Source organism: Streptomyces sp. Da 82-17, from assembly GCF_046098215.1.
Classification (GTDB): Bacteria; Actinomycetota; Actinomycetes; order Streptomycetales; family Streptomycetaceae; genus Streptomyces.
Genome location: NZ_JBJURH010000014.1, coordinates 131,602 through 157,214, shown reverse-complemented (window position 1 = coordinate 157,214; position 25,613 = coordinate 131,602). Strand labels below are relative to the sequence as shown.

Annotated in this window: 27 protein-coding genes; 15 read left to right on the top strand and 12 right to left on the bottom strand. The window is 74.0% G+C overall.

Translation table 11 applies throughout. The annotated features are described in order from the left end of the window. Positions 1–16 precede the first annotated feature (16 nt). The 3 genes from ACIDOF_RS23745 to ACIDOF_RS23735 all read right to left on the bottom strand — a co-directional run bounded on the left by ACIDOF_RS23745 (position 17) and on the right by ACIDOF_RS23735 (position 1,244). Complete coding sequence (locus ACIDOF_RS23745; RefSeq protein ID WP_409008073.1) at positions 17–478, bottom strand: nuclear transport factor 2 family protein; 462 nt, start codon at positions 476–478, stop codon at positions 17–19. Between the two features lie 113 nt (positions 479–591). Further along, positions 592–768: a hypothetical protein gene (locus ACIDOF_RS23740; RefSeq protein ID WP_409008072.1), complete on the bottom strand. Its 177-nt coding sequence runs from the start codon at positions 766–768 to the stop codon at positions 592–594. 137 nt (positions 769–905) lie between these two features. Further along, the gene (locus ACIDOF_RS23735; RefSeq protein ID WP_409008071.1) at positions 906–1,244 is read right to left on the bottom strand and encodes a deoxyxylulose-5-phosphate synthase; all 339 of its coding nucleotides are present in this window, start codon (positions 1,242–1,244) and stop codon (positions 906–908) included. Between the two features lie 188 nt (positions 1,245–1,432). Between ACIDOF_RS23735 and ACIDOF_RS23730 the strand changes: the two genes are divergently transcribed. After that, positions 1,433–1,660, top strand: coding sequence for an antitoxin (locus ACIDOF_RS23730; protein WP_409008070.1), 228 nt, complete (start codon positions 1,433–1,435; stop codon positions 1,658–1,660). Between the two features lie 39 nt (positions 1,661–1,699). On the opposite strand, the gene ACIDOF_RS23725 is transcribed toward ACIDOF_RS23730, so the two are convergent. Then, the gene (locus ACIDOF_RS23725; protein ID WP_409008069.1) at positions 1,700–2,572 is read right to left on the bottom strand and encodes an undecaprenyl-diphosphate phosphatase; all 873 of its coding nucleotides are present in this window, start codon (positions 2,570–2,572) and stop codon (positions 1,700–1,702) included. Positions 2,573–2,822: 250 nt separating this feature from the next. Next, the gene (locus ACIDOF_RS23720; protein ID WP_409008068.1) at positions 2,823–3,551 is read right to left on the bottom strand and encodes a TVP38/TMEM64 family protein; all 729 of its coding nucleotides are present in this window, start codon (positions 3,549–3,551) and stop codon (positions 2,823–2,825) included. A 37-nt stretch (positions 3,552–3,588) separates the two neighbouring features. On the opposite strand from ACIDOF_RS23720, the gene ACIDOF_RS23715 reads away from it, so the two are divergent. The 3 genes from ACIDOF_RS23715 (at position 3,589) to ACIDOF_RS23705 (ending at position 6,317) form a co-directional block, all read left to right on the top strand. Then, the gene (locus ACIDOF_RS23715) at positions 3,589–4,338 is read left to right on the top strand and encodes a DNA alkylation repair protein (protein WP_409008067.1); all 750 of its coding nucleotides are present in this window, start codon (positions 3,589–3,591) and stop codon (positions 4,336–4,338) included. Positions 4,339–4,438: 100 nt separating this feature from the next. Beyond that, the gene (locus tag ACIDOF_RS23710; protein WP_409008066.1) at positions 4,439–5,278 is read left to right on the top strand and encodes a patatin-like phospholipase family protein; all 840 of its coding nucleotides are present in this window, start codon (positions 4,439–4,441) and stop codon (positions 5,276–5,278) included. A 247-nt stretch (positions 5,279–5,525) separates the two neighbouring features. Beyond that, complete coding sequence (locus tag ACIDOF_RS23705) at positions 5,526–6,317, top strand: spermidine synthase (RefSeq protein ID WP_409008128.1); 792 nt, start codon at positions 5,526–5,528, stop codon at positions 6,315–6,317. Here the strand turns inward: ACIDOF_RS23705 and ACIDOF_RS23700 are convergent. Continuing rightward, a complete protein-coding gene (locus ACIDOF_RS23700; RefSeq protein WP_409008065.1) occupies positions 6,279–7,571 on the bottom strand; it encodes an MFS transporter in 1,293 nt (430 codons plus the stop codon). The two genes, ACIDOF_RS23705 and ACIDOF_RS23700, sit on opposite strands and share 39 nt — an antisense overlap. Positions 7,572–7,575: 4 nt before the next feature. Next, positions 7,576–8,682: a hypothetical protein gene (locus ACIDOF_RS23695; RefSeq protein WP_409008064.1), complete on the bottom strand. Its 1,107-nt coding sequence runs from the start codon at positions 8,680–8,682 to the stop codon at positions 7,576–7,578. Positions 8,683–8,947: 265 nt separating this feature from the next. Between ACIDOF_RS23695 and ACIDOF_RS23690 the strand changes: the two genes are divergently transcribed. Both ACIDOF_RS23690 and ACIDOF_RS23685 read left to right on the top strand, forming a co-directional pair. Next, a complete protein-coding gene (locus ACIDOF_RS23690) occupies positions 8,948–9,385 on the top strand; it encodes a DUF4442 domain-containing protein (RefSeq protein ID WP_409008127.1) in 438 nt (145 codons plus the stop codon). Between the two features lie 129 nt (positions 9,386–9,514). Then, positions 9,515–10,201 (top strand): DedA family protein, encoded by a 687-nt coding sequence (locus tag ACIDOF_RS23685; protein ID WP_409008063.1) that lies wholly within the window; start codon positions 9,515–9,517, stop codon positions 10,199–10,201. Between the two features lie 63 nt (positions 10,202–10,264). On the opposite strand, the gene ACIDOF_RS23680 is transcribed toward ACIDOF_RS23685, so the two are convergent. Next, positions 10,265–10,795 carry a gamma carbonic anhydrase family protein gene (locus ACIDOF_RS23680; protein ID WP_409008062.1) on the bottom strand — a complete coding sequence of 177 codons (531 nt, stop codon included), beginning with the start codon at positions 10,793–10,795 and terminating at the stop codon, positions 10,265–10,267. A 153-nt stretch (positions 10,796–10,948) separates the two neighbouring features. Between ACIDOF_RS23680 and ACIDOF_RS23675 the strand changes: the two genes are divergently transcribed. Beyond that, positions 10,949–11,743, top strand: a complete 795-nt coding sequence (locus ACIDOF_RS23675) for an acyltransferase (protein ID WP_409008061.1) — start codon at positions 10,949–10,951, stop codon at positions 11,741–11,743. A 182-nt stretch (positions 11,744–11,925) separates the two neighbouring features. Here the strand turns inward: ACIDOF_RS23675 and ACIDOF_RS23670 are convergent, their stop codons facing one another. After that, positions 11,926–12,792: an EamA family transporter gene (locus ACIDOF_RS23670; protein ID WP_409008060.1), complete on the bottom strand. Its 867-nt coding sequence runs from the start codon at positions 12,790–12,792 to the stop codon at positions 11,926–11,928. A 137-nt stretch (positions 12,793–12,929) separates the two neighbouring features. On the opposite strand from ACIDOF_RS23670, the gene ACIDOF_RS23665 reads away from it, so the two are divergent. From ACIDOF_RS23665 to ACIDOF_RS23650, 4 genes are all read left to right on the top strand, one after another. After that, entirely contained in the window at positions 12,930–13,502 is a 573-nt protein-coding gene (locus ACIDOF_RS23665; protein WP_409008059.1) for a helix-turn-helix domain-containing protein, read from the top strand. Between the two features lie 117 nt (positions 13,503–13,619). Continuing rightward, positions 13,620–14,183: a YbaK/EbsC family protein gene (locus ACIDOF_RS23660; RefSeq protein WP_409008058.1), complete on the top strand. Its 564-nt coding sequence runs from the start codon at positions 13,620–13,622 to the stop codon at positions 14,181–14,183. Between the two features lie 258 nt (positions 14,184–14,441). Next, a complete protein-coding gene (locus ACIDOF_RS23655; RefSeq protein WP_409008126.1) occupies positions 14,442–15,737 on the top strand; it encodes a peptidoglycan-binding protein in 1,296 nt (431 codons plus the stop codon). Between the two features lie 1,109 nt (positions 15,738–16,846). Then, positions 16,847–17,887: an SPFH domain-containing protein gene (locus tag ACIDOF_RS23650; protein ID WP_409008057.1), complete on the top strand. Its 1,041-nt coding sequence runs from the start codon at positions 16,847–16,849 to the stop codon at positions 17,885–17,887. Positions 17,888–18,030: 143 nt separating this feature from the next. On the opposite strand, the gene ACIDOF_RS23645 is transcribed toward ACIDOF_RS23650, so the two are convergent. Beyond that, positions 18,031–18,450, bottom strand: a complete 420-nt coding sequence (locus tag ACIDOF_RS23645; protein WP_409008056.1) for a CoA-binding protein — start codon at positions 18,448–18,450, stop codon at positions 18,031–18,033. 36 nt (positions 18,451–18,486) lie between these two features. Here ACIDOF_RS23645 and ACIDOF_RS23640 point away from each other — a divergent pair, with 36 nt between their 5' ends. Further along, positions 18,487–19,068 carry a DinB family protein gene (locus ACIDOF_RS23640; protein WP_409008055.1) on the top strand — a complete coding sequence of 194 codons (582 nt, stop codon included), beginning with the start codon at positions 18,487–18,489 and terminating at the stop codon, positions 19,066–19,068. An 11-nt stretch (positions 19,069–19,079) separates the two neighbouring features. Here the strand turns inward: ACIDOF_RS23640 and ACIDOF_RS23635 are convergent, their stop codons facing one another. After that, positions 19,080–20,045, bottom strand: coding sequence for a rod shape-determining protein (locus tag ACIDOF_RS23635; RefSeq protein ID WP_409008054.1), 966 nt, complete (start codon positions 20,043–20,045; stop codon positions 19,080–19,082). Between the two features lie 237 nt (positions 20,046–20,282). Between ACIDOF_RS23635 and ACIDOF_RS23630 the strand changes: the two genes are divergently transcribed. Further along, a complete protein-coding gene (locus ACIDOF_RS23630; protein ID WP_409008053.1) occupies positions 20,283–20,543 on the top strand; it encodes a hypothetical protein in 261 nt (86 codons plus the stop codon). A gap of 21 nt (positions 20,544–20,564) precedes the next feature. Here ACIDOF_RS23630 and ACIDOF_RS23625 read toward each other — a convergent pair whose 3' ends face one another. Continuing rightward, positions 20,565–21,191, bottom strand: a complete 627-nt coding sequence (locus ACIDOF_RS23625; RefSeq protein ID WP_409008052.1) for a YigZ family protein — start codon at positions 21,189–21,191, stop codon at positions 20,565–20,567. A gap of 251 nt (positions 21,192–21,442) precedes the next feature. Between ACIDOF_RS23625 and ACIDOF_RS23620 the strand changes: the two genes are divergently transcribed. Together ACIDOF_RS23620 and ACIDOF_RS23615 are read left to right on the top strand one after the other, a co-directional pair. Next, on the top strand, positions 21,443–22,606 hold the full coding sequence (locus ACIDOF_RS23620) for an exonuclease SbcCD subunit D (RefSeq protein ID WP_409008051.1): 1,164 nt from the start codon (positions 21,443–21,445) through the stop codon (positions 22,604–22,606). Further along, complete coding sequence (locus ACIDOF_RS23615; RefSeq protein WP_409008050.1) at positions 22,603–25,599, top strand: AAA family ATPase; 2,997 nt, start codon at positions 22,603–22,605, stop codon at positions 25,597–25,599. Before ACIDOF_RS23620 ends, ACIDOF_RS23615 begins: the two co-directional genes overlap by 4 nt. Positions 25,600–25,613 lie beyond the last annotated feature (14 nt).

The following is a 25,613-nucleotide window of genomic DNA, read 5'->3' as shown; positions in this document are numbered from 1 at the left end:
TGGGCGCCCGCCCGGCTCAGGGGTTCTCGATGCTCGCGCGGCGCCACTTCTCGTGCACGACGACCTTGGTGACGCGCCAGCCGACGCGGGTGCGCAGCACGGAGAACGCGTACCGGCCGCCGCACTCGAAGTCGGGGGCGCCGCCGTCGGGCCGGGTGCGCATCGGGTTGGCGTAGTCGGCCTGCACGTCCGCGGTGTCGCCGACGTCCCCGTCGAGGGCGCCGAAGCGGAGGCGGCGGTTGACGATCAGGTGCTGGCGCATCGGGAAGAGCCGGAGGGTGCCGGACAGCCACTCGGCGACGTCGTCGGCGGAGCCCTCGATGCCGCCCGCGGAGCTGTAGTCGGCGCGGCCGTCGGGGCTGAAGAGGCTGCGGTACGCGAGCCAGTCGCCGTCGTCGACGGCCACGGCGTAGTCGGTGATGAGGGCGTCGATGGCCAGCCGGTCCATCACGGTTGCGAGGTCCACGCGCTGCGTCATCGATTCAGTGTTGTCCGCTCGTGCCGCGAGGCCAAGGGGCGTGCGCGGGCTCGTACGCGGACTTGCGCGCGGACGTGCGCGGGCCTGTGCGAGGCCGGGCGGTCGTATCGCGGTCAGGCCACCTTCACAACCTGTTCACGAATGGCCGCCGACCAGGCGACGACGAGCACCTGGTACTCGGCACGCTGTTCATCGCTCAACCGCCCGCCGGAGCACAGCATCAGGCCCCGTATCCGCTCGTTCAACTCGTCTGCGGACCACGGGACACCGTCGGGCGAAGTGGCGATCATGTGAAAGAGTCTAGGGCCTGGGTGTGACAACGGCCCTGACTTGAGGGCGACTTCTGTGCCTATCCGGTCACACCCGCGGCAATATCCGTCGAAGTCGACCCGCAATCCGTCGCGAAGCCACTCCCTCACGCCTGCCGTCACTCGCCCCACGGATCAGGATCGGCGAGAACTTCCTTGAGAGAACGCCCGGTTCGCCCGGCAATCGCCTGCCGCTCCCGCACCTCGCGCATCGTGCGGGGCCGATACCCGGGCCCGTCCGGCATGCACCCCGAGGTCGGGTGGAACCGCAGTCCCGCTTCGAGGACCACGGCGAGCGCCCGCCAGCCGTCGAGGTCCCGCCGCGGCGGCACGGCCAGTTGCTCCCCGGCGTCGGTCATCGGCACCCGGCAGGTGGGGCACGGCACGGGCTCCGGCGAGGCCTTCTTGAAGGCGTGCCGGCAGTCGGTGCAGACGAGATGGCTGCGCATGACGGTCATGGATGCACGGTACGGAGTCGTACGGACACGGGGCAGCCGGTTTTGCGGCGTGGTCGCGCAGGCGGGCCCGAGCTCGCGGGGAGGGGGTCTGAGCTGGGGTGGCGTCGGGGGCGGGGCTCAGCGGATGCAGGCCCGGCGGGCGTCCGCGATGCTGGAAGGGACCCCAACAGCCAAGCAGGAGGGCTGCCATGTCTGCGATGGACAAGCTCAAGAAGATGCTCAAGGGCCACGAGGACCAGGCCTCGAAGGGCGTCGACAAGGCCGGTGACATGGTCGACGAGAAGACGCAGGGCAAGTACAGCAAGCACGTCGACACCGCCCAGCAGAAGTTCAAGGACCAGCTGGGGCAGGGCGGCCAGGAGCGCGGCCAGGAGCGCGGCCAGGGCGGCGGCCAGGAGAACCCGCCGCAGCAGTGACCCTCCGACCCTCCCGGGCGGTGTCGACGCTCGGGTCGGTCAGCCCGCGGACTCGCCCGCGTGCGGGCTCAGCACACCCATCCCCACCAGCACGAACAGGGCGATGCCGAGGACGATGCGGTAGTAGACGAAGGGCATGAAGGACTTCGTGGTGATGAACTTCATGAACCAGGCGATGACCGCGTAGCCCACGACGAAGGCGATGATCGTCGCGAAGATGGTCGGCCCCCACGAGACGTGGCCCTCGCCCGCGTCCTTCAGCTCGTACGCGCCCGAGGCGAGCACCGCCGGGATGGCGAGCAGGAACGAGTAGCGGGCCGCGGCCTCGCGGGTGTAGCCCATGAGCAGGCCGCCGCTGATGGTGGCGCCGGAGCGGGAGACGCCCGGGATCAGCGCCATGGCCTGGCAGACGCCGTAGATCAGGCCGTCGCGCACGCCGAGTTCGCGGAGCGTCTTGCGCTCGCGGATGGCGCGGTGCTTGCCGCCGAGCTCGTCGCGGGCGGCGAGGCGGTCGGCGACGCCGAGGACGATGCCCATCACGATCAGCGTCGTCGCGATCAGGCGCAGGTCGCGGAAGGGGCCCTCGATCTGGTCCTTGAGCGTGATGCCGAGGACGCCGATCGGGATCGAGCCGACGATCACGAGCCAGCCCATCTGGGCGTCGTGGTCGCCGCGCATCTCCTTGTTCGTGAGCGAGCGGAACCAGGCCGAGACGATCCGCGCGATGTCCTTGCGGAAGTAGATGAGGACCGCGGTCTCCGTGCCGATCTGCGTGATCGCGGTGAACGCGGCGCCCGGGTCGTGCCAGCCCGCGAAGGCCGCGGTGAGCCGCAGGTGGGCGCTGGAGGAGATGGGGAGGAACTCGGTGAGCCCCTGCACGAGTCCGAGGATGAAGGATTCGAACCAAGACATGTGGGTGCTAGGCCATTCGCGTACTGATCATGGACTGACCAGCGGACTGGCAGGTCAGGACCCCTGGGTGGATGGACGGTCGAGCTGTCGTTCTAGGCATCTGGCTGCCGGTTGATCGTTCTCACGCTGACTCTCGCTTGAGGATCACGCTGACACTGCAGGGGAAGCGTAGCGGCAGCCGATCAGGGCCCTGCCGCGGGGCGTTGGTCGGGCAGCGGCCGGCCGTGGGGCGTCGGTCGGGCGGCGGGAGTCAGTCCGCCGTGCTCTCGCCGCGCAGCTTGTGCCGCTTGCACCAGGCGACGACCGCCGCGGCCAGGCCGGTCACGGCGATGAAGCCCATGGCGACGAGGAATGCGGGCGACGTCGGCGTGCTCGCGCGGCTGCCGGCCACGACGTACGCCGCCGTGTTCGGGATCGAGCCGAGGCCGGTGGCGAGGAGGAACGGGAACCAGCCCATACGGGAGATGGAGGCGCAGTAGTTCGCCGCCCAGAACGGCACTCCGGGGAAGAGCCGGGCCGCGAGCGTCGAGCGGAAGCCGTGCCGGCTGAGCTGGCCGTCCACCGCGTGCACGATCCGGCCGCGCAGCAGCGGGCGCAGCGCGTCCTGGCCGAGGACCCGGCCGAGGCCGAAGGCGATGCCCGCGCCGATGACCGTCCCGGCGAGCGCCCCGACGAGCCCCGCCTGCGTGCCGAACAGGGCGCCCGCCGCGAGGTTGAGCAGCGGCCGCGGCACGAACGCCGCGGTGCACAGGCCGTACGCCACGGCGAAGACGACGACCGCCGCCGCGCCGTTCAGCTGCACCGGCCAGCCGTCGGCGAGCAGCCGCTGCGGTTCCAGGACGAGCACGCTCGTACCGGCCGCCGCGAGCAGGACGACCAGCAGGGCGAGCCGGGACCACGGGGCGAGCAGCACGCGTCCGAAGCGCACGGCGAGGCCCGGGGGAGCGGCGGCCGCGGGCCGGGCGACGGGATCGAACATCCGGGGAGAGTAACCGAGAGGGCGGTGTGATCGCCGTATGGTGCGTCTCATGTGCGCCGAACCGACCGAGCCGGCCTTTCCAGCCGGTCCCGCTCTTCCCGTGAGCGAGCTCGCGGACGAGATCCTCGCGCGACTCGTCGTCACGTACCCCCGGGGCGCGGACGCCGGGCGGGCCGGGGAGATGGCGGCGTACATGAAGGGCGTCGCGCCGTTCCTCGGGATCATGTCGACGGAGCGGCGGGCGCTGTCGCGCGAGGTGCTCGCGGGGCTGCCGCGGCCGGACGAGGCGGACTGCACGGCGGTCGCGGTGCGCTGCTGGCGGTTGCCGGAGCGGGAGTACCACTACTTCGCCGTCGACTATCTGCGGCGGCACCTGCGGTCCTGCTCGTCGGCGTTCCTGCCCGTGGCCCGGAGCCTCGTGACGAGCGTGTCGTGGTGGGACACGGTCGACCTGCTCGCGGCACACGTGGTGGGCGGGCTCGTCGCCGCGGACGCGGGCCTGGGGCGGGAGATGGACCGCTGGATCGAGGACGACGACCTGTGGGTGGTGCGCACGGCCCTGCTGCACCAGCTCCGCTTCAAGTCCGCCACGGACCCGGACCGGCTTTTCGCCTACTGCCTGCGCCAGGCCGGCCACCCCGAATTCTTCGTCCGCAAGGCGGTGGGGTGGTGCCTGCGGGAGTACGCGAAGACGGACCCGGACGCGGTCAGGGGTTTCGTCGCCCGGCATCGGGACGGGCTCGCGCCGCTGTCGGTGCGGGAGGCTCTGCGGAACGTCGGGGCGTGAGCCCCGGGGCCCCGGCCGCGCGGGGCCCGGCGCCGTGCGCCACACTGCTGGTCCAGTCGGCCGTGCCACCGGCACGGGGCGGGACGGGAGGGGTGGCGTGATGGGCGGAACCGCGTTGGTGCTCGGGGCGGGCGGGCTGACCGGGGTCGGGTGGGAGATCGGCGTCCTGCACGGCCTCGCCGAGGCGGGCGTCGACCTCAGTGACGCGGACCTCGTCGTCGGCTCGTCCGCCGGGTCGGTCGTCGGCGCGCAGCTCACCTCCGGCAAGCTCACCCTCCCCGAGCTGTACGAGCGTCAACTCGCCGACCCCGTGGGGGAGACCGCCGGACAGCTCGGCGCGGGCCTCGTCCTCAAGTACGCGCGCGCCGTCCTCGCCTCCCGCACCCCCGAGGCGTACGGCCGCAAGCTCGGCGCGCTCTCCCTGGCCGCCGACACCGGGGACGAGGCCGCGCGCCGCGAGGTGATCGCGCGGCGGCTCGTCTCGCACAGCTGGCCCGAACGGCGGCTGCTCGTCACGGCGGTCGACGCGGTGACGGGGGAGCTGCGGGCCTTCGACGCCGAGAGCGGAGTGCCCGTCGTGGACGCGGTCGCGGCGAGCTGCGCCGTGCCCGGGGTGTGGCCCGCGGTCACGATCGAGGGCCGCAAGTGGATCGACGGCGGGGTCCACTCCTGCGCGAACGTCCACCTCGCGGCGGGGTACGAGCGGGTCGTGATCCTCGCGCCGCAGCCCGCGGGCGGCGGGCCGTTGCCGTCGCCCCGGCGGCAGGCGGAGCGGTTGACGGCTCAGGGGGCGCGGGTCGTCCTCGTCACGCCGGACGCGGCGGCCCGCCGCGCGTTCGGCCGCCGCACCCTCGACCCGACCCGCCGGGCCCCGTCCGCCCGGGCGGGGCTTGCGCAGGCGGCGGGGGTCGTCGGGGAGGTGCGGGAGGTGTGGGGCTAGGGGGCGTCCAGCACCGTCGACTCGGTGGCCGTCCCTGCTTCGCCCTGCGGGCTCGCGTCCTCGAACGCCGGACGGGCTCGATCGCTCCGCTCCCCCTTCGCGAAAGCCCGCGGCGCCGTCGTGGTTGCTCGCGCAGTTCCCCGCGCCCCTCACGGGGCACCACAATGTCCCCGTGACCCCTTCGAACCCCCTGGCGGACGAGCCGATACCCGTCGGCAGGCGGGTCGACCACGGCTTCGCCAAGCTGATGCCGGACGTCGACCGCGACCACGCCTGGCTGCTGACCGTCGACGACGCACCCCAGTCGTACGTGGACCTGGACGACCCGACCCACCTGGAGTTCGAGTACGCCCGCAGACTCGCCCACGTCCTCGACCTCGCCGCCCCGGAGGGACAACCCCTGGACGCCCTGCACCTCGGCGGCGGCGCCCTCACGCTCCCCCGCTACCTCGCCGCCACCCGGCCCGGTTCCGCGCAGGACGTCGTCGAGGCCGACGCGGGCCTTGCCGGGCTGGTCGAGGAGGAGCTGCCGCTCGCCCCCGGCTCCGGCATCCGTACGCATCGCGCCGACGCCCGCGCCTGGCTGGAGGCGGCGCCCGGAGACAGTGCGGACGTCCTGGTCGCGGATGTCTTCGGCGGCTCCCGGGTGCCCGCCCACCTGACGACCCTCGACTACGCGCGGCAGGCCGAGCGCGTGCTCCGGTCCGACGGGATCTATCTGGCGAACCTCGCGGACAGCGCCCCTTTCGACTTCCTGCGCTCCCAACTCGCCACGTTCCGGGCGGTGTTCGAGGAGCTGCTGCTGATCGCCGAACCGGCGGTGCTGCGCGGGCGCCGCTTCGGCAACGCCGTGCTCGTCGCCTCGCACGGCGAGCTGGACACCGCCGCTCTCGCCCGCCGCACCGCCGCCGACGTGTTCCCGGCGCGGGTCACGGGCGGGGAGGAGCTCCGTCGCTTCGTCGGCGCCGCGCGCCCTGTCGACGAGCCGGACGCCGTGCCCTCACCCGAGCCGCCCGGCGGCACCTTCGGCATCGGCTGACCCGGACCCGGACGCCTCGGACCCGGCGACCTTCTGCTCCGCGCGCCGCGTGAGACGTCGTACGTCCGGTACGCAGAGGACCGCCGCCGTCGTCAGGACGACGAGGCTCGCGCAGCCCCACAGCGCGGTGTCGCGGCCGAAGGCGGTCTCGGCCGGGCCCGCGAGCGCGGTGGCCAGCGGCACGAGGGAGACGGAGCCGAACCAGTCGTACGCGGAGACGCGGGAGAACTTGTCCTCGGGGATCTCCTGGTGCAGGGCCGTCATCCAGGAGACGCCGAACACCTCGATGGCGACGCCGCTGACGAACATCGCGGCCGCGAGCAGCGGGAGTTGGAGGGGCACCGCGAGCGCCGCCGACGGCAGGGCGAGCGGGAACACGCACAGCGACCCGGCGAGCAGCAGCCGCCGCGGCTTCCACCGCATCATCAGGACCGCGCCCGCGACCGTGCCCACGCCGAACGCGCTGAGCGCGAGACCCCAGGGCGCCGCGCCGCCGAGCGAGTCCCGGGCGACCAGCGGGCCGTAGACCGCCTCGGCCGCGCCGATCACCGCCACCACCACGGAGAACTGGACGACGATCGTCCACAGCCAGGGCCGCCCGATCACCTCTCGCCAGCCGTCCCGCAGATCGGCGAGCATCCCGCCGCCGGGAGCGCGCTCGGGCACGTCGGCCACGCGCAGGAACGCCCGCAGCGCACCGGCGACGGCGAACGCGGCCGCGTCCACGGCGAGCACCCAGCCGGGGCCGATCGCCGCGATCAGGGCCCCGCCGAGCGCCGCACCGCCGATCGCGGCGCCGTGCATCGCCATCCGGAACAGCGCGAACGCCCGGCTCGCCTGCTCCCCGCTGACGCTGGACAGCAGCATGCCCTCGGCGGCCGGGCTGAAGAACGCCTGGCCGGTGCCGCCGAGCGCGGTGAGCAGCATCATCTGCCACAGCTGCGGCTCGCCGGCCAGGACCAGGACCGCGAAGGCCGCCTGGGAAAGGCAGTTGAGGGTGTTGGCGGCGACCATGACGCGGTGCCGCGGCAGCCGGTCGGCGATCGCGCCGCCGACCAGCAGGAACACGACGAGCGGGATCGTACGGGCCATCGCGACGAGCCCGACGTCACCGCCGTCGCCCCCGGCGTCGAGCACCGCGAACGCGGCGGCGATCAGGGCGCCGTGGCTGCCCAGGTTGGTGACGACCGCGGCGACGGTCAGCAGGGTGTAGTTGCGGCCCGCCCACGAGGGGCGGGCCGGGCGCGGCGGCAACGGCTCAGACCTGCGGCATGCCCGCGAGGCGGACCGAGCTGAGGATCTTCTTGATGGTGGCCTCGCTGACCTCGTCCTTCACGTCCTTCGGACCGAAGATCGACCACACCACGAAGTCGTTGGCCTTGTTCTTGAACGCGAACGACAGCGCCTTGCCCTCGGTGGCACAGGGGTTCTTGGACTCCGGCACGCCCTGCGACTCGGCGTACGCGATGCTGCCTTCCAGGCCGGTGAGCTTCGACTTGTACTTGGACGGCTTGGACAGGCCGATGTTCTTCTGGTTGGGCTGCGTGTACGGGCCGTACACCCACCAGCCGACCGTGTTCTGCGCGGCCTCGCCGGTGTTCTTCGCGCCGTTGGCGCCCTTGGTGCCGGCGGCGGCCAGCTTCCAGCTGTCCTTCCGCCCGTCCTTGTCCTCGTCGTACTGGCACCAGTCGGGCTTGTACTCGGTGATGCCCGTCATCGTCGTGACCGGCTTCTCGGTCTTCTCGTCGATGTAACTGAGCTGGCTGTCCGGCTCCTTGACGACCCAGCCCGGCGGCACGTCGAAGGCGGTGCCGCGCTTCGGGTTGACCACGACCTGCCAGCCGTCGATGACCGGCTCGACCGACGGGCCGTTGCCGCGGCCCTCCTCGGTGGGCGTGGGCTCCTCGCTGGGGCTGGCCGGCGCCGACGAACTCGGCTTCTTCTCCCCGCCCTTGGCCGCGTCCGTGCCCTCGTCCTCACCGCCGAGGACCAGGAAGCCCGTCACGCCGGCGGCGATCACCACGGCCGTGGCGGCGACGATCGCGGTCACGGTCGTCTTGTTCCGGCCACCGCTCGGCGGCTGGGGCGCGCCGAGCGGCGTCGTGGGCGCGTTCCACTGCGGCGTGCCCTGCTGCTGGTACGGGCCGGGCTGCATCGGGGCGCCGGGCGGCGGCGGGGGAGTGCCCGGCTGCTGCTGGGGCGCGCCCTGGGGCGGCGTGGCCTGATAGCCCGGCTGCGTGTACGGGTTGGGCTGCTGTTGTCCCTGCTGTTGCCCTTGCTGCGGGTACCCCTGCTGCGGGTACGGCTGCTGGTTGGGGTCCTGCGGGTTCTGCTCGCCCCCGGGCGGCTGCTGTCCTGGCCACATGGCCCGTAACGATAGAGGTGCCGCGCTCCCGGCTGCCATTCGCGGTCCGGATTGTGACCAGCCGCGGACACCGGAGTCCGGGCAAAGGGGGTGACCAGTGCATATGGGCGCCGCGACGGCATCGGTACGCGTGCCCCGAACGCCCCGACGCCGAGCGGATCCTGACCGGTCCGCACTCCCGGCGCTCGCGTGACGCACGTCACCGTACGGGCCGTCCGCGCGGAAGATACTCACGGGTAACATCCCGCTCATGAGCGCTGACCAGATGTCCATCGGCGAGATGCTCGCCGCCACCGTCCCGATGGTCCGGACCCTGAAGCTGGAGTACGCCGAGACCACGCCCGAGCGGGCCGTCCTCCACCTCCCCGACGACCCCGACTACCGCAACCACGTCGGCGGCCCGCACGCCGGCGCGATCTTCACGCTCGGGGAGTCGGCCAGCGGCGCGATCGTCCTCGCCGCCTTCGGGGACCAGCTGTCGCGCGCGGTGCCGCTGCCCGTCACCGCCGACATCGCGTTCAAGAAGATCGCCACCGGCCGCGTCACCGCCACCGCCACCCTCGGCCGCCCGATCGCCGACGTGCTCGCGGAGCTCGACGAGGGCAAGCGCCCCGAGTTCCCCGTGGCCGTCGCCGTCACCCGCGAGGACGGCGCCGTGACCACCGAGATGACGGTGGTCTGGACGCTTCGCCCCAACAGCTGAGCGGCAGTTCGACCAGGTCGGAGGCCGTACGAGCACGAGCCGGCCGTCCGCCCCTGATCCAGTAGGCTGCCCGGCGTGCGCCGAGGGCGCGCATGCCGGGCAGTGGCACAGAGATCGGGAGGACCGGCGTTGCACGTCCAGGAGTGGCTCGAGACCGTTCCCGCGGTCAGCATCTACATCCTGGTGGGGGTGGTCATCGGTCTGGAGAGCCTCGGCATCCCGCTCCCCGGCGAGATCATCCTCGTCAGTTCGGCCCTGCTCGCCTCCCAGAGCGGGGAGATCGACCCGGTGGTCCTCGGCGCCTGCGCGACGGGCGGCGCGATCATCGGCGACTCCATCGGGTACGCCATCGGCCGCAAGGGCGGCCGCCCGCTGCTCGCCCGGCTCGGCCGCAGATTCCCCAAACACTTCAGCGAGGCCAACATCGCCTCCGCCGAGCGGTCCTTCGAGAAGTGGGGCATGTGGGCCGTCTTCTTCGGCCGCTTCGTCGCCCTGCTGCGGATCTTCGCGGGCCCGCTCGCGGGCGTACTGCGCATGCCGTACTGGAAGTTCGCCACCGCCAACGTCCTCGGCGGCATCGTCTGGGCGGGCGGCACGACGGCCGTCATCTACTACGTGGGCGTGGTCGCCGAGGCCTGGCTCAAGCGGTTCTCCTGGCTCGGCCTGGTCGTCGCCGTCGCGTTCGGCCTCACGTCGATGCTCGTGCTGCGGCGGCGGGCGGCGAAGAGGCACGCGGCGACGGCCGCCGAGCCCGAACTCCAGCCGGAGGCGAGCCCGTCCGGGGGCACCTCCCGGCCGGCGGCCGGGGGAGTCTGAGGACGAGCCCGGAGGGCGATCCGCGGTGCCGTGGTCGACGGTGCGGCTCGCCCTCCGCGGGTCCTAGTGCCCGTGCGCCTCGCGATGCGTCTTCGCCAGCTCCGTGTACATCGCCGCGTTCAGCTTGAGGCCCTCGCGCTCCTCGTCCGTGAGCGGCCGCTTCACCTTCGCCGGGACGCCCGCGACGAGCGAGCCCGGCGGCACCTGCAGCCCCTGCGGTACGAGCGCCTGCGCCGCGACGAGCGAACCGGCGCCGATCACCGCGCCGTTGAGGACGGTCGCGCCCATGCCGATCAGGCAGTCGTCCTCGATCGTGCAGCCGTGCACCGTGGCGTTGTGGCCCACCGAGACGCGGTCCCCGATGCTCACCGGGAAGCCCGGGTCGACGTGCACGGTGCAGTTGTCCTGGATGTTGCTGTCGGCGCCGAGGACGATCGGGCCGCAGTCGGCGCGCAGCACCGCGTGGTACCAGACGCTGGACCCCGCCTTCATCGTCACGTCGCCGATCACGACGGAAGTGGGCGCGGCGAAGGCCGACTCGTCCACCTCGGGTTCCGCGCCGCCCACGGCTGCGATCAACGCCCGCTCTGCCATTGCGTCTCCTGGTTCTCGTACTCGTTCGGGTCCGTCGCGTCCATGCCCTGTCCGGAACCGTAAGCGACGCCCCCGTGGAGCCGCGCGCCGGGTGGGGTGAAGATCACAGCTCACGGGCCTGTCGGCCGCCGCCGCGCTGAGTACGGTGAGCGGGTGCCGAAGAACAAGAACGCGTTCTCATTGAGCGGTCGTGGGCGGGCCGGCGAGCGGGGCGCCGCCCTCGACGCCCTCGCCGCCTGGCGCCGCCGCGCCGTCACGCGTGCCGTGCACGCCGGCTGGCGCTGGGTGCAGGGCGCGGGCGCGGTCACGGCGGAGCGTCCGGGGCGGCTGAAGTTCGGCGCGATCGGCGCGCACACGAAGCTCGCCTTCCCGCAGGGCACCGTCTTCGGCGAGCCGTGGATCCGCCTCGGCTCGCACTGCATCATCGGCGAGCAGGTCACGCTGACGGCCGGTCTGATGCCCGACCTCGACCTGGGCCCCGACCCGATCCTGCGCATCGGGAACGGCGTGGTCCTCGGCCGCGGCAGCCACGTCATCGCCGACACCTCGGTGACCATCGGCGACGACTGCTACTTCGGGCCGCACGTCTACGTCACGTCCACCAACCACAGTTACGACGACCCGCACACCCCGGTCGGCAAGCAGTGGCCGCGGATGGAGCCGGTGGAGATCGGCCCCGGCTGCTGGATCGGCACCAACGCCGTGATCCTGCCGGGCGCCCGCATCGGCCGGAACGTGGTGGTGGCCGCAGGCGCCGTCGTACGCGGAGAGGTGCCGGACCACGCGGTGGTGGCGGGGGCGCCCGCGCGGGTGGTGCGGAGGTGGGACGCCGAGCTCGGTTGGCAGCCGCCGCTGCGGACGCCGGCGCCGGTGCCGATACCGGAGGGGGTCACGTCCGAGGAGTTGTGCGCGCTGGCGGAGTTGCCGGACGAGACCCCCGCGGGCTGACCCCCGCGCCCCCAGGGGGCTCCGCCCCGGCCCCCGCTCCTCAATCTCCCCCAGCTACCGCTGGGAGGTGCCCCCAGAGGGGCTCCATCCGGGTCGTCCTTCGGCTTTCCCGCCGTCGTGGCTGGTCGCGCAGTTCCCCGCGCCCCTTGTCAGGGGCTACGCCCCTCGTCGGGACGCGGCGCTCAGCCGCCCGCCAGGAGGACCGTTCCCAGGAGGGCGAGTCCCGCCCCGGCCGCCTGGACGAGGCGCAGCTTCTCCTTCAGGACCCCGCGCGCGGCCAGCGCCGTCACCACCGGGTAGAGCGAGGCGAGCACGGCGGCGACGGTGACGGGCCCGGTGCGCGCGGCCAGCGCGTACGTACCGTTGGCCGCCACGTCCGCGAGCCCCACGAACGCGAGCGCGGGCAGCGCCGCCCGGACCACCGCGAGCCCGCCCTCCTCCGGCAGCGCCGGGTTGCCGCGGCGGACCGAGAGCCAGAGCGCGGCGCCGCCCGCCACGACGTTGGTGACCCGCTGCACGAAGAGTGCGAGGAACAGCCCCGTGAGCGTCGTCGAGGCCTCCGCGATCAGGGCCATCACCGCGCCGAACCCGAACGCGGCGACGAGGGTGAGCGTGATCGCCTGCCGCTGCACCGGCGCACCCCGGAACTCCGGCCCGCCCGCGAGCAGTACGCCGACGACGGCCACCGCGATCCCGCCGTACTGCAGCAGCCCGGGCCGCTCGCCGAGCAGGAGGCCGACGCCGACCGGGACGAGCACGCCGAGCGAACCGAGCGGGGAGATCACGCCCATCGGGCCGAGGGCGAGCGCGCGGTAGAACGCGAGCATCGCGACCGGGCCGACCACGCCCGCGGCCACCGCGAACCACAGCTGCGGGCCCCACTCGGTCCACGCGCCGGTCGCGACCACGATCGTGCCGAGCACGGCCACGGCGATGCACTGCGAGACGACCACGACGGTCAGGGCCGGGATGCGTCGGGTGAGGAGCCCTCCGCCGAAGTCGGCGAGCCCCCAGAGGAGGCTGGTGGCCAGGGCGAAGAGTGCGGACATGCGGCAGCCTCGCAGTACAGTGTGCTGGACGTTTGGTGCACCACACCGTAGTTCAGTGAAGTGAACTCTGTCATTCAGAATATTCGACTCCTGGGGTGGCTTCGGCTGTCGCCCGCAGACTCGACCATGGACGGGACGTGTCGGACCTCGATCAGCTCACCCAGTCGCTCGCCCGCAACCTCAAGCGCTGGCGGGGTGAGCGCGGCTTCACGCTCGACGCCCTCGCGGCCCGCTCCGGGGTCAGCCGCGGCATGATCATCCAGATCGAGCAGGCGCGCACGAACCCCAGCGTCGGTACGACGGTGAAGCTGGCCGACGCGCTCGGCGTCAGCATCACCACCCTCCTCGACTACGAGCAGGGCGGGCACGTACGCATCGTGCCCGAGGAGCAGATCGTGACCATGTGGTCGACGGAGGCGGGGAGTTGGACCAAGCTCCTCGTCGGCACGGAGAAGCGCGGCCCGCTCGAACTCTGGTCCTGGCGGCTCATGCCCGGCGACAGCAGCGAGTCCGACCCGCACCCGCGCGGCACGGTCGAGCTGGTGCACGTGTCGGCGGGCGAGCTGACCCTGCGCGTCGACGGCGTCGACCACTCCGTGCCGGCCGGCTGCTCCGCCAGCTTCGAGTCGAACGTCCCGCACGGCTATCACAACCAGGGCGACGAGCCCGTCGAGATGACGATGGCGGTGTCCATCCCGCCCGCGACGTGAGGCGGTCCGTTCGACGCGGGCCGGGCTGTTCGACGTGATGCGGTCCGCCCGGAGCGAGACGGTTCGCTGATTGAGACGGTCCGGCTCCGGTCGCGGGCGCGCTGTTACGTTCGGCCCATGCGCGCTCCCCTCGGCAATTTCGACAACGCCCGACCCGCCCCCGACTGCCTGGACGAGCTGACCGAGCCCGTCGCCGCCGCCGTACGCCACTGGCGCGGCAGCGTCCCCGCCGAGCAGTTCGTGTACGTCGACACGGACCCGGAGATCGCCGACACGGCCGTCTTCGTCGAGCATCACGGGGCCGAACTGCTCGACCGGTCCGCGAACTGCGTGGTCGTCGCGGGCAAGCGCGGCGGCGAGACCAGCCTCGCGGCCTGCGTGGTCCTCTCCGGCACACGCGTCGACGTGAACGGGGTCGTCCGCCGCCAACTCGGCGCCCGTAAGGCCTCGTTCGCGCCGATGGACACGGCGACCGGCGAGACCGGCATGGAGTACGGCGGCATCACGCCGATCGGCCTGCCCGAGGAGTGGCCGCTCCTGGTGGACGCCGCCGTCGTCGACGTCCCGTACGTCCTGATCGGCAGCGGGCGGCGGCGCGGCAAGCTGATCGTTCCCGGCAAGGCCTTCGCGGAGCTGCCCGGCGCCGTGGTGATCGAGGGGCTCGGGATTCCGGCGAGCTGAGGCGGCCGGCGGGCCCGTGGGCTGGGGGCTCGGGGGCTCGGGGGCTCGCGGGCTCGGGGCGGTGCGCGGTTGTCGGATTCGGGGACGAAAGTCCTGAATCATCGGGACTTTTGCGGAACCTGACGGGTGTTCGGACATTGCAAGATCACGTAGGTGATCGTGATCGTCCGACCCGAACTCGCCCCGGCCTTACGCCGGTTGGCGGGCGAGGCAGCCCCGAGCCGTGGAAGGGACAGCCGCCCCATGTCCGAACCGACCCTGCCCGCGCCCGAGTTCCGAGAGGTGGCCGCCGAGCCCGGCTGCGCCTGCGCCGGCTGCGTACGGCAGCGCCGGGACGCCTTCCGCCTCGTCACCTCGCACGCCGGAACCGCGGCCCCCGGCCACCGCGCCGCGACCCGCGCCCTCGTCCTCGTCACGGCGGCGGGCACGGTGCTCGGCGGTGCGGGGGCCGCCGAGGCGGCCCGACCGGCGTACGCGCACGGGCAGTCGACGGAGGCGGCCGAGCCGTCGCCGTCGACCCCGCAGGGCCGCACCGGCCCGCTGCACACCACCGCCCTCGACGTCACCCCGGCCGCGTTCAGCTCCCGCGGCACGACCCGGGAGCAGATCCTGCAGCGCGCCCAGACCTGGGTGGACGCACGCGTCCCGTACAGCATGAACGCGTACCGGGGCGGCTACCGCACCGACTGCTCGGGGCTCGTGTCGATGGCCTGGGGGCTCGGCAGCAACGAGTGGACCGGCAGCCTCGCCCGCTACGGCACCCGCATCAGCCGCTCCGAACTCCGCCCCGGCGACATGCTGCTCTTCCACAACTCCGCCGATCCGGTGCGCGGTTCGCACGTCGTCATCTTCGGCGGCTGGGCGGACTCCTCCCGGACGCGGTACGTGGCGTACGAACAGACCCGGCCGCACGCCCTCAAGCGGACGACGCCGTACGCGTACTGGAACAACTCCTCGCGCTATGTGGCCTACCGCTACAACGGCCTGCGGGAGGGCGGCGGCTCCGGTGGCGGCTCAGGCGGCGCCCCCGGGGCGGGGCACGGATTTCCGGGGGCGTCGGCGTTCGGGCCGGGCCAGCGGAACGCTCACGTGACGGAACTCGGGCGGATGCTCGTGCGGCGCGGCGGCGGCCGGTTCTACACGGTGGGGCCCGGCCCGTCCTGGGGCGTCGCGGACCGCAGTGCGACCCGCGCGTTCCAGGAGGCCCAGGGCTGGCGCGGCACGGAGGCCGACGGCATACCCGGCCCCGCCACCTGGGCCCTGCTCGTCTCCGGCAAGGGCCGCGACATCCCCGGCGGAGGCGGCGGTCCGACGGCGCCGTCCTTCCCGGGCACGGCGAAGTTCCGGCCCGGCCAGTACGGGCCGCACGTGACGGAACTCGGGCGGCGCCTGGTGTCGAAGGGGTACGGCCGCTACTACACCCAGGGCCCCGGCCCCCGCTGGACCGAGAGCGACCGCCGCAACGTGGCCGCGTTCCAGCGCGCCCAGGGCTGGCGGGGCCAGGAGGCGGACGGCTACCCCGGCCCGGAGACCTGGAAGCGACTGTTCCGGTGAACGGGGAGGAGATACGGAGCGGGGACCGGGCGGACGCCGAGGTTCGGGCGGACGGCGGATCCCGGTCGGAGGGCGAGGTCGGGGTGAGCGGTGAGGCTCGGTTCGAGGGCGTGACTCGGCTTGGCGGTGAGCTCGGGTGCGAGGGCGGGGCCCGGCCTGGCGGTGAGCTCCGGTGTGAGGGCGAGGCTCGGCCTGAGGGTGGGCTTCGGCCCGAGGGCGAGCTTCGGGCTGATGGTGGGGCTCGGTCGGAGGGCGAGGCTCGGTCGGATTGGGAGGCTCGGTCGGAGGGTGAGGCTCGGTTCGAGTGCGGGGCTCGGCCCGAGAGTGAGCTGCGGGCTGACGGTGGGGCTCGCTCGGAGGGGGAGGCTCGGTCGGGTTGGGAGGCTCGGCCAGAGGGTGAGGTTGGGGTGGGCGGTGAGGCTCGGTTCGAGTGCGGGGCTCGGCCTGGCGGTGGGCTTCGGCCCGAGGGCGAGCTTCGGGCTGATGGTGGGGCTCGGTCGGAGGGCGAGGCTTGGTCAGAGGGGAAGGCTCGGTTCGACGGTGAGCTTCGGGCTGAGGGTGCGGCGCGGTCCGAGGGGGAGGCTCGGTCGGACGGTGAGGCTCGGGCCGACGGTGAGCTCGGGCCCGATGGCGAGTCCCGGCCCGACGGTAAGTCTCAGCCCGGTGGTGAGGCTCGGTCTGACGGTTTGCTCCGGGCTGTCGACGAGGCTCGACCGGAGGGTGAGCCACGGTCCGACGGTGGGGTCCGGGCCGACGGTAAGTCCCGGCCGGACGGCGAAGCCTGGCCCGACGGTGAGCTCCGGCCGGGTGGTGAGGCTCGGTCCGACGGTTTGCTCCGGGCTGCGGGCGAGGTTCGACCGGACGGTGAGCCACGGTCCGACGGTGGGGTCCGGGCCGACGGTGGGGCGCGGCCGGACGGCGAAGCCTGGCTCGACCGCGAGGCACGGTCCGACCGCGAGGCACGGTCCGACGGCGAGGTGTGGCCCGAGGGCGGTGTGTCCGCGACACCGGTTGCGGCGGCGGGAGTTGGCGCGGTTGTCGGGGGCGTCGACGGCGAGGCCCGGTTCGACGGTGACGTGCGGTCCGACGTCAGCGTGCCCTCGACTCCCATGGCTGGAGCCGGAGTTGACGCGGTCATCCGTATCGCCGACGACGCCCTGCGTCGGGAAGCCGCCGCGCCCGCTCCGGCGTCGCGGCCCGTTCCGGTGGGGCGGGTGCCGGGGAGGGCCGTCGAGGGGCCGGACGAGTTTCGTGGGGGAGTGGCGTCGGGCTGGCTGGCCGTGCTCGTCGTCGTGGTCGCGCTCGCGGGTGGCGCATTCGTCGCGGTCGCCACCGAGCTCGTACCGGAGGGGCTGCTCGACCGGCTCGCCCTGCCGCGCTTCGAGCGGTTCGACCGGGGACCGTGGGGCCCCGCCGCGCTCGCGGGCTGCGTGCTCGTGGCCGTCGTGACCGCCGCCGGGATCGGGCGCGGGGCCGTCGGTTCGGCCTGGGTGCTGCGGTCGTTCGGCCGCTACCGGGGGACGGTGCGGCGGACCGGGCTCGTCTGGATCAGCCCGTTCGTGCTGCGCCGCCGGGTCGACGTACGGCTCAAGCACTGGCGCAGCGAGCCGATGCCGGCCGTGGACGCGGAGGGGAACCGGCTGAGCGTCGTCGTGCTCGTGGTGTGGCGGGTCGCGGACACCGCGCGGGCCGTGTTCGCTGTCGACGACAGCACCTCCTACCTGCGCGAACAGGTCGAGGCGGCGCTCGCGCGCGTACTCTCGCAGCGCCCTGCCGACGCCTACGAACAGCGGGACGGCCGGTCGACGCTGCGGGACGCGGAGGCGGTGGGCGGGGCGTTGACCGCGCTGCTGCGGGAGGAGTGCCGGGCGGCGGGCATCGAGGTCTACTCGGCGCAGCCCACACGCATCGAGTACGCGCCCGACGTGGCCGCCGCGATGCACCGCCGGCAGGTCGCAGCGCTCGACGCCCGGCACCGGGACGGCGTGCTGTCGGCGGTGGTCGACTCGGTCGAGGACACGGTCGTACGGCTCACCGCGCGCGGGCTCGTCGAGCTCGACGACTTCGAGCGCAAGGCGTTGGTGAAGGACCTGACGATCGCGTTCTACTCGGCGCGCGCGGAGCGCGGCGAACGCGCGGACGCGGTGTGACGGTGGCTGCCCCGCGCCCCGCCGACCAGGTACGGGGCAGCCAGAGCCGTTCTACACGAGAGCGGAACTGGTAATTCCGGAAAGGGGCGAATTCAGGCCAACCCTGGGTCTGTTGGGCCCGTTGCGGGACGCGCGCGGCGGGCTCAGTCCAGGCGCGGGATCTCGATCGCCGGGCACCGGTCCATCACCATGTCGAGCCCCGCGGCGCGCGTCCGCTCGTACGCCGCCTCGTCGACCACGCCGAGCTGGAACCAGACCGCCTTGGCGCCCGCCGCGACCGCCTCGTCGGCCACCTGCCCGGCGAGCTCGCTGTTCACGAACACGTCGACGACGTCCACGGGGAAGGGGATGTCCGCGAGCGAGGCGTACCCCTGCTCGCCGTGGACCGTCTCCGCCTTCGGGTGGACGGGCACGATCCGCTTCCCGAACCGCTGCAGCACCTCGGCCACACCGTGCGCGGCCCGCGCCTCGTTGGTCGACAGCCCGACGACCGCCCAGGTGTCACCGGTCTCGGTGAGCACCCTCCGGATGACCTCCCGGTCCGCCGTTGCGACGACGGGCATTCCCCCCGGGCGGACGGGCTTCGGCAGGATGAGCGGATGACCGAGACCGAGACCGAGACCGAGTCCGAAACCGAGTCCGAAACCGAGTCCGAACCGACACGTGCCCGTCCGGCCCTTCCTCGCCCCGTCCTCCCCCTTCCGACCGAGACCGACGAGCGGGCCTCGCTGTGCCGGTTCCTCGACGACCAGCGCGCCGTCCTGGAGCGCAAGTGCGCGGGACTGACCGCCGAGCAGCTGCGCACCCCGGCCGTGCCGCCCTCCGGGCTCACCCTCCTCGGGCTCGTGCGGCACGCGGCTGAGGTGGAGCGGAGCTGGTTCCGGAACGTGCTCGGCGGGCAGGCGACCACGACGCGCTGGCCGGGCCCGCGCCCCGGGGAGTTCGCCGAGTTCGACGTGGCCGGCGCCGACCCGGACGAGGCGTTCGCCGCCTGGCGTGAAGAGTGCGCCCACGCCCGCGAGTTGGCGGCGGCCGCCCCCTCCCTCGACATGACGGGGACGGCCCGCGGTACGACGTACTCGCTGCGCTATGTCCTCACGCACATGATCGAGGAGTACGCCCGCCACAACGGCCACGCCGACCTCCTGCGCGAGCGCATCGACGGCGAGACGGGGGAGTAGGGGCCCGCGGGTCAGACCTCCGCCACGTCCCAGGCGCCGAGCACGCCCACGTCGCCGGGGCGGTCCGGGACGTGGACCGGGAGGCGGAGGCGGTCGCGGAGGCGGTCGGCGAGACCGAAGAGGCGGGCGCCCTCGCCGCACAGGACGAGCCCGCGGTCGTACACGTCCTCCACCAGCTTCGGCGGGCTGTCCGACAGGAGCGCGAGCACGTGCTTCGCCAGCGCGTCGTACGTGGCGAGCGGGACGCGGGCGAGGTCGGAGACCGGGATCGTGCGGGTCTCGGGGAGGCTGCGCAGCAGGTCGTGGCCGCGTACGGGAAGCGCGCCGGTGGTGGCCGTGCCGATCCGGACCTTGACCCGCTCGGCCTCCGTCGGCGAGATCAGCAGCCCGTGCCGGTGCCGCAGCAGGCGTACGAGGCCCGCGTCGACGTCCAGGCCACCGACCGGGACGCTGCTCGTCGCGATCACGTCGCCGCAGGAGAGCAGCGCGGCCGAGGTGCGCTCGGCGCCGACGTCGACGACCAGGGCGCCCGCGGGCTCGGCCAGCGGCACGCCCGAACCGGCCGCGGCGGCAAGGGACTTGGCGACCAGCCGGACCCGGCGCAGGCCCGCCGTCTCGCAGGCCGCGAGCAGCGCGTCGACCTGCAGCTCGCCCATCCGGTCGGGCACGCACAGCGTGGCGGCGGCGAAGTGCCGGGCCTTCCTGGCGCCGGACACCTCCTGGAGCGCGGCGCGCAGCAGATACGCGGCGACCATCGGGTCGGCGACGGACCGCTGCAGCACGGGGCGGACCAGGGTCAGCAGGTCGGGGCGGCTGCTCTGGATCTCCACGGCCCGGCTGCCGCGTGCGCGTATTCGGCCCTCGTGGTCGAGCGCGGCGACGGTCGGCATGTGCAGGACCCGCTGCCCGTCGCGGGCGAGGACTCGCAGCATGGCGCTGCCGAGGTCGATGGAGTATCCGCGGGCCGGGCTGCGCATAGGGGGTCTCTCCGCTCGCTGCTGACTGGCGTACTGGGGCTCACCGCCGTGGTTCGACGCTGGCACAGCTCGAAGAGGGCGGCGAGCGTGAGGCGTCCGTTTCAGCGGTGCCGCACGGCTGCTGTCCCGGTGGCCGGGAGCTGCCGTCCCGGTGGCCGGGAACTGCTGCTCCGGCGTACGGAAGCCGACGGGCGCGGACGGGAGGCGCGGCCCGGTGCGGCGGCTTAGCCTCGGGGCATGAGCGCGATCCCGGAGCGGTTCACCGTCGTCCTCAAGCCGCAGCTGACCGACGCCGAGGGCCACCTCGACCACGGCACCGCGCTGCGCTCGGCCACCGTCGAGCGCACCGGCGACACCGGCGCGAGCGGCTTCCCCCGGTACGAGGGGGACGGAGTGCACGTCGACATCGACCCGAGCACCCGCACCGTCGAGGCCGCGACGGTCGACGGCGAGGAACTGCCCTACGGGTGGGTGGCGGAGGTCGCCGACGACGAGTGAGGCCCCCGAGGAGGCGCGGGGTCAGGCGTCCCCGTACGCCTCGCCGCCGAGCTCCAGCCGGGCCGTGCCCGCCGTGACGTCGGCGAGCCAGGCGCGGAACGACTCGACGTCGGAGTCCGGCAGGCCGATCTCGATCGTGACGGCCTCGCCGTAGCGCACGTCCCGGACCTCGCGGCCCGTCGACCGCAGATCGTTCTGCACCTTGCCCGCCCGCTGGTGGTCCACCGTCACCGTGGCCAGCCGGAAGCGGCGCCGCGTGATCGTGCCGAGCGCGTCCAGGGCCTCGCCGACCGCACCGCCGTACGCCCGGATCAGGCCGCCCGCGCCCAGCTTCACACCGCCGAAGTAGCGCGTGACGACCGCCACGACGTACCGCATCTCGCGCCGGGTCAGCATCTGCAGCATCGGCACCCCCGCCGTGCCGCCCGGCTCCCCGTCGTCGCTGGCCTTCTGCACGGACGCGTCGGCGCCGATCACGTACGCCCAGCAGTTGTGGTTGGCGCCCGGGTGCTCCTTGCGGATGCGCGCGACGAACTCCTGGGCCTCCTCCTCCGTCGCCGCCGGTGCGAGTGCGCACAGGAAGCGGGAGCGGTTGACCTCGGTCTCGTGCACGCCCTCGCGGGCCACCGTGCGGTACTCGTCCTGCATTCGCTCAGCCTATGCGTGCCGGGTCGGCCGATCCTCCCCCAGGGGGCTCCGCCCCCGGCCCCCCGCTCCTCACGCGCCGGAGGGGCTTCCCTCCCCCCCCCCTTGTCATTCGGCTGCCGCGCCGTCGTGGTTGCTCGCGCAGTTCCCCGCGCCCCTGACCGGGCGCCCCCCCCGTGACCGTGGTCACCTGGGCCCGCGTACGGCTCGAAACCGGCCTGAGCAGTGACCACCGGCCGATACCCTCGAGGATCATGAGGTTGCTGCACACATCGGACTGGCACCTGGGGCGGGCGTTTCATCGGGTGAATCTGCTCGACGCCCAGCGGGCCTTCGTCGACCATCTCGTCGAGACCGTGCGCGCCGAGCGGGTCGACGTGGTGCTGGTCTCCGGTGACGTGTACGACCGGGCCGTACCGCCGCTCGCGGCCGTCGAGGTCTTCGACGACGCGCTGCACCGGCTCGCCGAGCTGGGCGTGCCGACCGTGATGATCTCCGGCAACCACGACTCCGCCCGGCGGCTCGGCGTCGGCGCCGGGCTCATCGGCCGCGCCGGCATCCACCTGCGCACCTCGCCCGCCTCCTGCCACGAGCCCGTGGTGCTCGCCGACGAGCACGGCGACGTCGCCTTCTACGGCCTGCCGTACCTCGAACCCGCCCTGGTCAAGGACCAGTTCAAGGTGAAGAAGGCCGGGCACGAGGCCGTCCTCGGGGCCGCCATGGACCGCGTGCGGGCCGATCTCGCCGAGCGCCCGGCAGGGACCCGCTCCGTCGTCCTCGCGCACGCCTTCGTCACCGGCGGCGAGCCCAGCGACAGCGAGCGGGACATCGCCGTCGGCGGCGTCGAGTCCGTGCCCGCCGCCGTCTTCGACGGGGTCGACTACGCGGCCCTCGGCCATCTGCACGGCTGCCAGACCGTCTCCGAACGCGTCCGCTACTCCGGCTCCCCGCTCGCGTACTCCTTCTCCGAGCAGCACCACCGCAAGACCATGTGGCTCGTCGACCTCGGACCCGGCGGGGAGATCGCCGCCGAGCGGATCGACTGCCCGGTGCCGCGCCGCCTCGCCCGTATCGAGGGCGAACTGGAAGTGCTGCTCGCCGACCCGGAGTTGGAGCGGTACGAGGACCACTGGGTGGAGGCCACGCTCACCGACGCCGTCCGCCCGCCCGAACCCATGGCCCGGCTCTGCGCACGCTTCCCGCACACCCTCAGCCTCTCCTTCGCCCCGCGCAGGCCCGACGGCGACCCCGTGGCCTCGTACGCGGCCCGCCTCAAGGGGCGCGACGACCGGGAGATCGCCGAGGACTTCGTCGCCCACGTCCGCGGCACCGGACCCGACGACGCCGAACGCGCCGTCCTCCAGGCCGCGTTCGACGACGTACGGGCCGCCGAGACGCTCCAGGAGGTGGCCCGGTGAGGCTGCACCGGCTCACGGTCACCGCCTTCGGGCCCTTCGGCGGACGCCAGGAGATCGACTTCGACGCGCTCGGCCGCGCCGGGCTCTTCCTGCTGCACGGCGCGACCGGCGCGGGCAAGACCTCCGTCCTCGACGCCGTCTGCTTCGCGCTCTACAACGCCGTGCCCGGCACCCGGCAGAGCGCCGGCACCACCCTGCGCAGCGACCACGCCGCCCCCGGCACCCGCACCGAGGTGTGCCTCGACCTCACCGTCGCGGGCCGCCGCATCGAGGTCACCCGGCAGCCGCCCTGGGAGCGCCCCAAGAAGCGCGGCACCGGCACCACCACCGAGAAGGCCCAGTCCTGGCTGCGCGAGCACGACGCCGAGACCGGCACCTGGAAGGACCTCAGCCGCTCCCACCAGGAGATCGGCGCCGAGATCGAGTCGCTGCTCGGCATGAGCCGGGACCAGTTCTGCCAGGTCGTGCTGTTGCCGCAGGGCGACTTCGCGCGGTTCCTGCGCGCCGACGCCGAGGCCCGCGGCAAACTCCTCGGCCGGCTCTTCGACACCCGCCGCTTCGCCTCCGTCGAGGCCCACCTCGCGGAGCGCAGGCGCGCCGCCCAGGCCGAGGTCACCGCGGGCGACAACCGGCTCCTCGCCGTCGCCCACCGCATCCAGCAGGCCGCGGGCGACGCCGCCGAACTCCCGCTCCCCGACATCGCACCCGGCGAGCCCGGACTCGCCGCCGCCCTGTCGGCCTGGGCCGCCGTCGCCCGCGCGGGCGCCCGCGAACGCCTCACCGTCGCCGCCTGCGCCGTCACCGCCGCCGAGTCCGCCCAGGCCCGCGCCCGCACCGAACTCGCCGCCGTACAGGAGACGCACCGCCTGCAGACCCGGTACGCCGAGGCGCGGGCCCGGGCCGCGCGGCTCGACGAGCGGGCCGACGAACAGCGCGCCTGGCAGGAACGCATGGAGCGGGCCCGCAAGGCCGAGACCGTGACACCCGCCCTCGCCCTGCGCGCCGCGACCGACGCCGAGCACCAGGACGCCCGCCGCGCCGAGACCGCCGCACGGGCCCTGTTGCCCGACCGGTTCGACGGGGCCTCCGCGTCCGGCCTGACCGCCGCCGCCCGCAAGGCACTTGAGGAGCTCGGCGGCCTGGAGTCGGCCCGCCGCGCCGAGCAGCGCCTCGCCGAGCTCGCCGAACGCCGCGCCGAGGCCGACCGGCAGGAACGCGCCGACGCCGAAGCACTGCAGGAGGCCGCCGCCTGGCTGGACGGCTGGGAGTCCAGGCGCCGCACCCTCCAGAAACGCATCGAGCACGCCCAGGACGCCGCGACCCGCGCCGAACACCTCGCAGGCCGGCTCGAACCCGCCCGGGAACGCGCCGCCGCCGCCCACCGCCGCGACCGCCTCGCCGCACAGGCCGCCGACGCCAAGGAGCAGGCGCTCACCGCCCGCGAGGACGCCGGCGCCGCGCACGAGCACTGGCTGCACCTCAAGGAACGCCGCCTCCAGGGCATCGCCGCCGAACTCGCTCAGGGCCTCGCACCCGGCGAGCCCTGCTCCGTCTGCGGCGCCACCGAACACCCCGAGCCCGCCCGCACGGTCGAGGGCCATGTGGGCCGCCAGGCCGAGGAGGCCGCGCTCGCCGCGTACCGCGGGGCCGACGAGCACCGCGCCGAGGCCGAGCGCGCCCTCGCCGACGTACGCGAGGCCCTCGCCGCGGAGACGGCCGCCGCCGGGGACGCGTCCGCGCGTGAACTCGCCGACGCCGCCGCGGAGTTGGAGCAGCGCCACGCCGAGGCCCGGCAGGTCGCGCTCGGCCTGCACGCCGCCCGCGAGGCGCTCGCGCGCGCCGAGGCCGAGCACGAGCGGCGCCTCGCCCACCGCCAGGAGGCCGCGACCCGCGCCGCGTCCCGCAGCTCCCTGCGCGAGTCCCTCGACCGCGAACAGGCCGCCCTGGAAGAGGAGTTGGCGCAGGCCAGAGGGGACGCCGCGAGCGTCGCCGTACGCGCGGGCCAGCTGGAGCGGCAGGCCGCGCTCCTCACCGACGCGGCCGACGCCGTGCGTGCCGCCGACGACGCCGCGCGCCGCCTCAAGGACGCCGACGCCCGCCTCGCCGACGCCGCCTACCGCGCCGGGTTCGCCACCCCCGAGGACGCCGCCGACGCCGCGCTCGACGACCGCGCCCACCGCGAACTCCAGCACCGCATCGACGCCCGCCGCCAGGAGGAGGCCGCCGTACGCGCGGTCCTCGCCGAGCCCGACACGGCCGCCGCCGACCGGCTCCCGCCCGCCGACCCGCAGGCCGCGCAGGCCGCCGCGGACGCCGCCGACCTGCGCCTGCGCACCGCCGTCAGCGCCCGTGCCGCCGCCGAGCACCGGTGCGCCGAACTCGACCGGCTGTCCCGCCAGTCCGCCGCCGAGGTCCGTCAACTCGGGCCGCTGCGCACCGAGTTCGACCGGGTGGCGCGGCTCGCCGGGCTCACGGCGGGCACGTCGGCGGAGAACGAGCGCAAGATGCGCCTGGAGTCGTACGTCCTGGCCGCCCGCCTCGAACAGGTCGCCGCCGCCGCGACGGCCCGGCTGCAGCGCATGTCGTCCGGCCGCTACACCCTCGTCCACTCCGACGACCGCGCGGGCCGCGGTCGCTCCGGGCTCGGCCTGCACGTCGTGGACTCCTGGACCGGCCGCGAACGCGACACGGCGACGCTGTCCGGCGGCGAGACGTTCTTCGCCTCCCTGGCCCTCGCCCTCGGCCTCGCCGACGTCGTCACCGACGAGGCCGGCGGCGTCCGCCTCGACACCCTCTTCATCGACGAGGGCTTCGGCAGCCTCGACGACCAGACCCTCGACGAGGTCCTCGACGTCCTGGACTCGCTCCGGGAACGCGACCGCAGCGTCGGCATCGTCAGCCACGTCGCCGACCTGCGCCGCCGCGTCCACGCCCAGCTGGAGGTCGTGAAGGGCCGGGCGGGCTCGCGGGTGCGGCAGGTGGGCGGGGAGTGAACCGACTTTCCGGG

Bases quoted from the DNA above. Each gene is read 5' to 3' on its own strand.
- ACIDOF_RS23745 (WP_409008073.1), bottom strand. From the start codon at position 478: ATGACGCAGCGCGTGGACCTCGCAACCGTGATGGACCGGCTGGCCATC.
- ACIDOF_RS23740 (WP_409008072.1), bottom strand. From the start codon at position 768: ATGATCGCCACTTCGCCCGACGGTGTCCCGTGGTCCGCAGACGAGTTG.
- ACIDOF_RS23735 (WP_409008071.1), bottom strand. From the start codon at position 1,244: ATGACCGTCATGCGCAGCCATCTCGTCTGCACCGACTGCCGGCACGCC.
- ACIDOF_RS23730 (WP_409008070.1), top strand. From the start codon at position 1,433: ATGTCTGCGATGGACAAGCTCAAGAAGATGCTCAAGGGCCACGAGGAC.
- ACIDOF_RS23725 (WP_409008069.1), bottom strand. From the start codon at position 2,572: ATGTCTTGGTTCGAATCCTTCATCCTCGGACTCGTGCAGGGGCTCACC.
- ACIDOF_RS23720 (WP_409008068.1), bottom strand. From the start codon at position 3,551: ATGTTCGATCCCGTCGCCCGGCCCGCGGCCGCCGCTCCCCCGGGCCTC.
- ACIDOF_RS23715 (WP_409008067.1), top strand. From the start codon at position 3,589: ATGGTGCGTCTCATGTGCGCCGAACCGACCGAGCCGGCCTTTCCAGCC.
- ACIDOF_RS23710 (WP_409008066.1), top strand. From the start codon at position 4,439: ATGGGCGGAACCGCGTTGGTGCTCGGGGCGGGCGGGCTGACCGGGGTC.
- ACIDOF_RS23705 (WP_409008128.1), top strand. From the start codon at position 5,526: ATGCCGGACGTCGACCGCGACCACGCCTGGCTGCTGACCGTCGACGAC.
- ACIDOF_RS23695 (WP_409008064.1), bottom strand. From the start codon at position 8,682: ATGTGGCCAGGACAGCAGCCGCCCGGGGGCGAGCAGAACCCGCAGGAC.
- ACIDOF_RS23690 (WP_409008127.1), top strand. From the start codon at position 8,948: ATGTCCATCGGCGAGATGCTCGCCGCCACCGTCCCGATGGTCCGGACC.
- ACIDOF_RS23680 (WP_409008062.1), bottom strand. From the start codon at position 10,795: ATGGCAGAGCGGGCGTTGATCGCAGCCGTGGGCGGCGCGGAACCCGAG.
- ACIDOF_RS23670 (WP_409008060.1), bottom strand. From the start codon at position 12,792: ATGTCCGCACTCTTCGCCCTGGCCACCAGCCTCCTCTGGGGGCTCGCC.
- ACIDOF_RS23660 (WP_409008058.1), top strand. From the start codon at position 13,620: ATGCGCGCTCCCCTCGGCAATTTCGACAACGCCCGACCCGCCCCCGAC.
- ACIDOF_RS23650 (WP_409008057.1), top strand. From the start codon at position 16,847: ATGGCTGGAGCCGGAGTTGACGCGGTCATCCGTATCGCCGACGACGCC.
- ACIDOF_RS23645 (WP_409008056.1), bottom strand. From the start codon at position 18,450: ATGCCCGTCGTCGCAACGGCGGACCGGGAGGTCATCCGGAGGGTGCTC.
- ACIDOF_RS23640 (WP_409008055.1), top strand. From the start codon at position 18,487: ATGACCGAGACCGAGACCGAGACCGAGTCCGAAACCGAGTCCGAAACC.
- ACIDOF_RS23635 (WP_409008054.1), bottom strand. From the start codon at position 20,045: ATGCGCAGCCCGGCCCGCGGATACTCCATCGACCTCGGCAGCGCCATG.
- ACIDOF_RS23630 (WP_409008053.1), top strand. From the start codon at position 20,283: ATGAGCGCGATCCCGGAGCGGTTCACCGTCGTCCTCAAGCCGCAGCTG.
- ACIDOF_RS23625 (WP_409008052.1), bottom strand. From the start codon at position 21,191: ATGCAGGACGAGTACCGCACGGTGGCCCGCGAGGGCGTGCACGAGACC.
- ACIDOF_RS23620 (WP_409008051.1), top strand. From the start codon at position 21,443: ATGAGGTTGCTGCACACATCGGACTGGCACCTGGGGCGGGCGTTTCAT.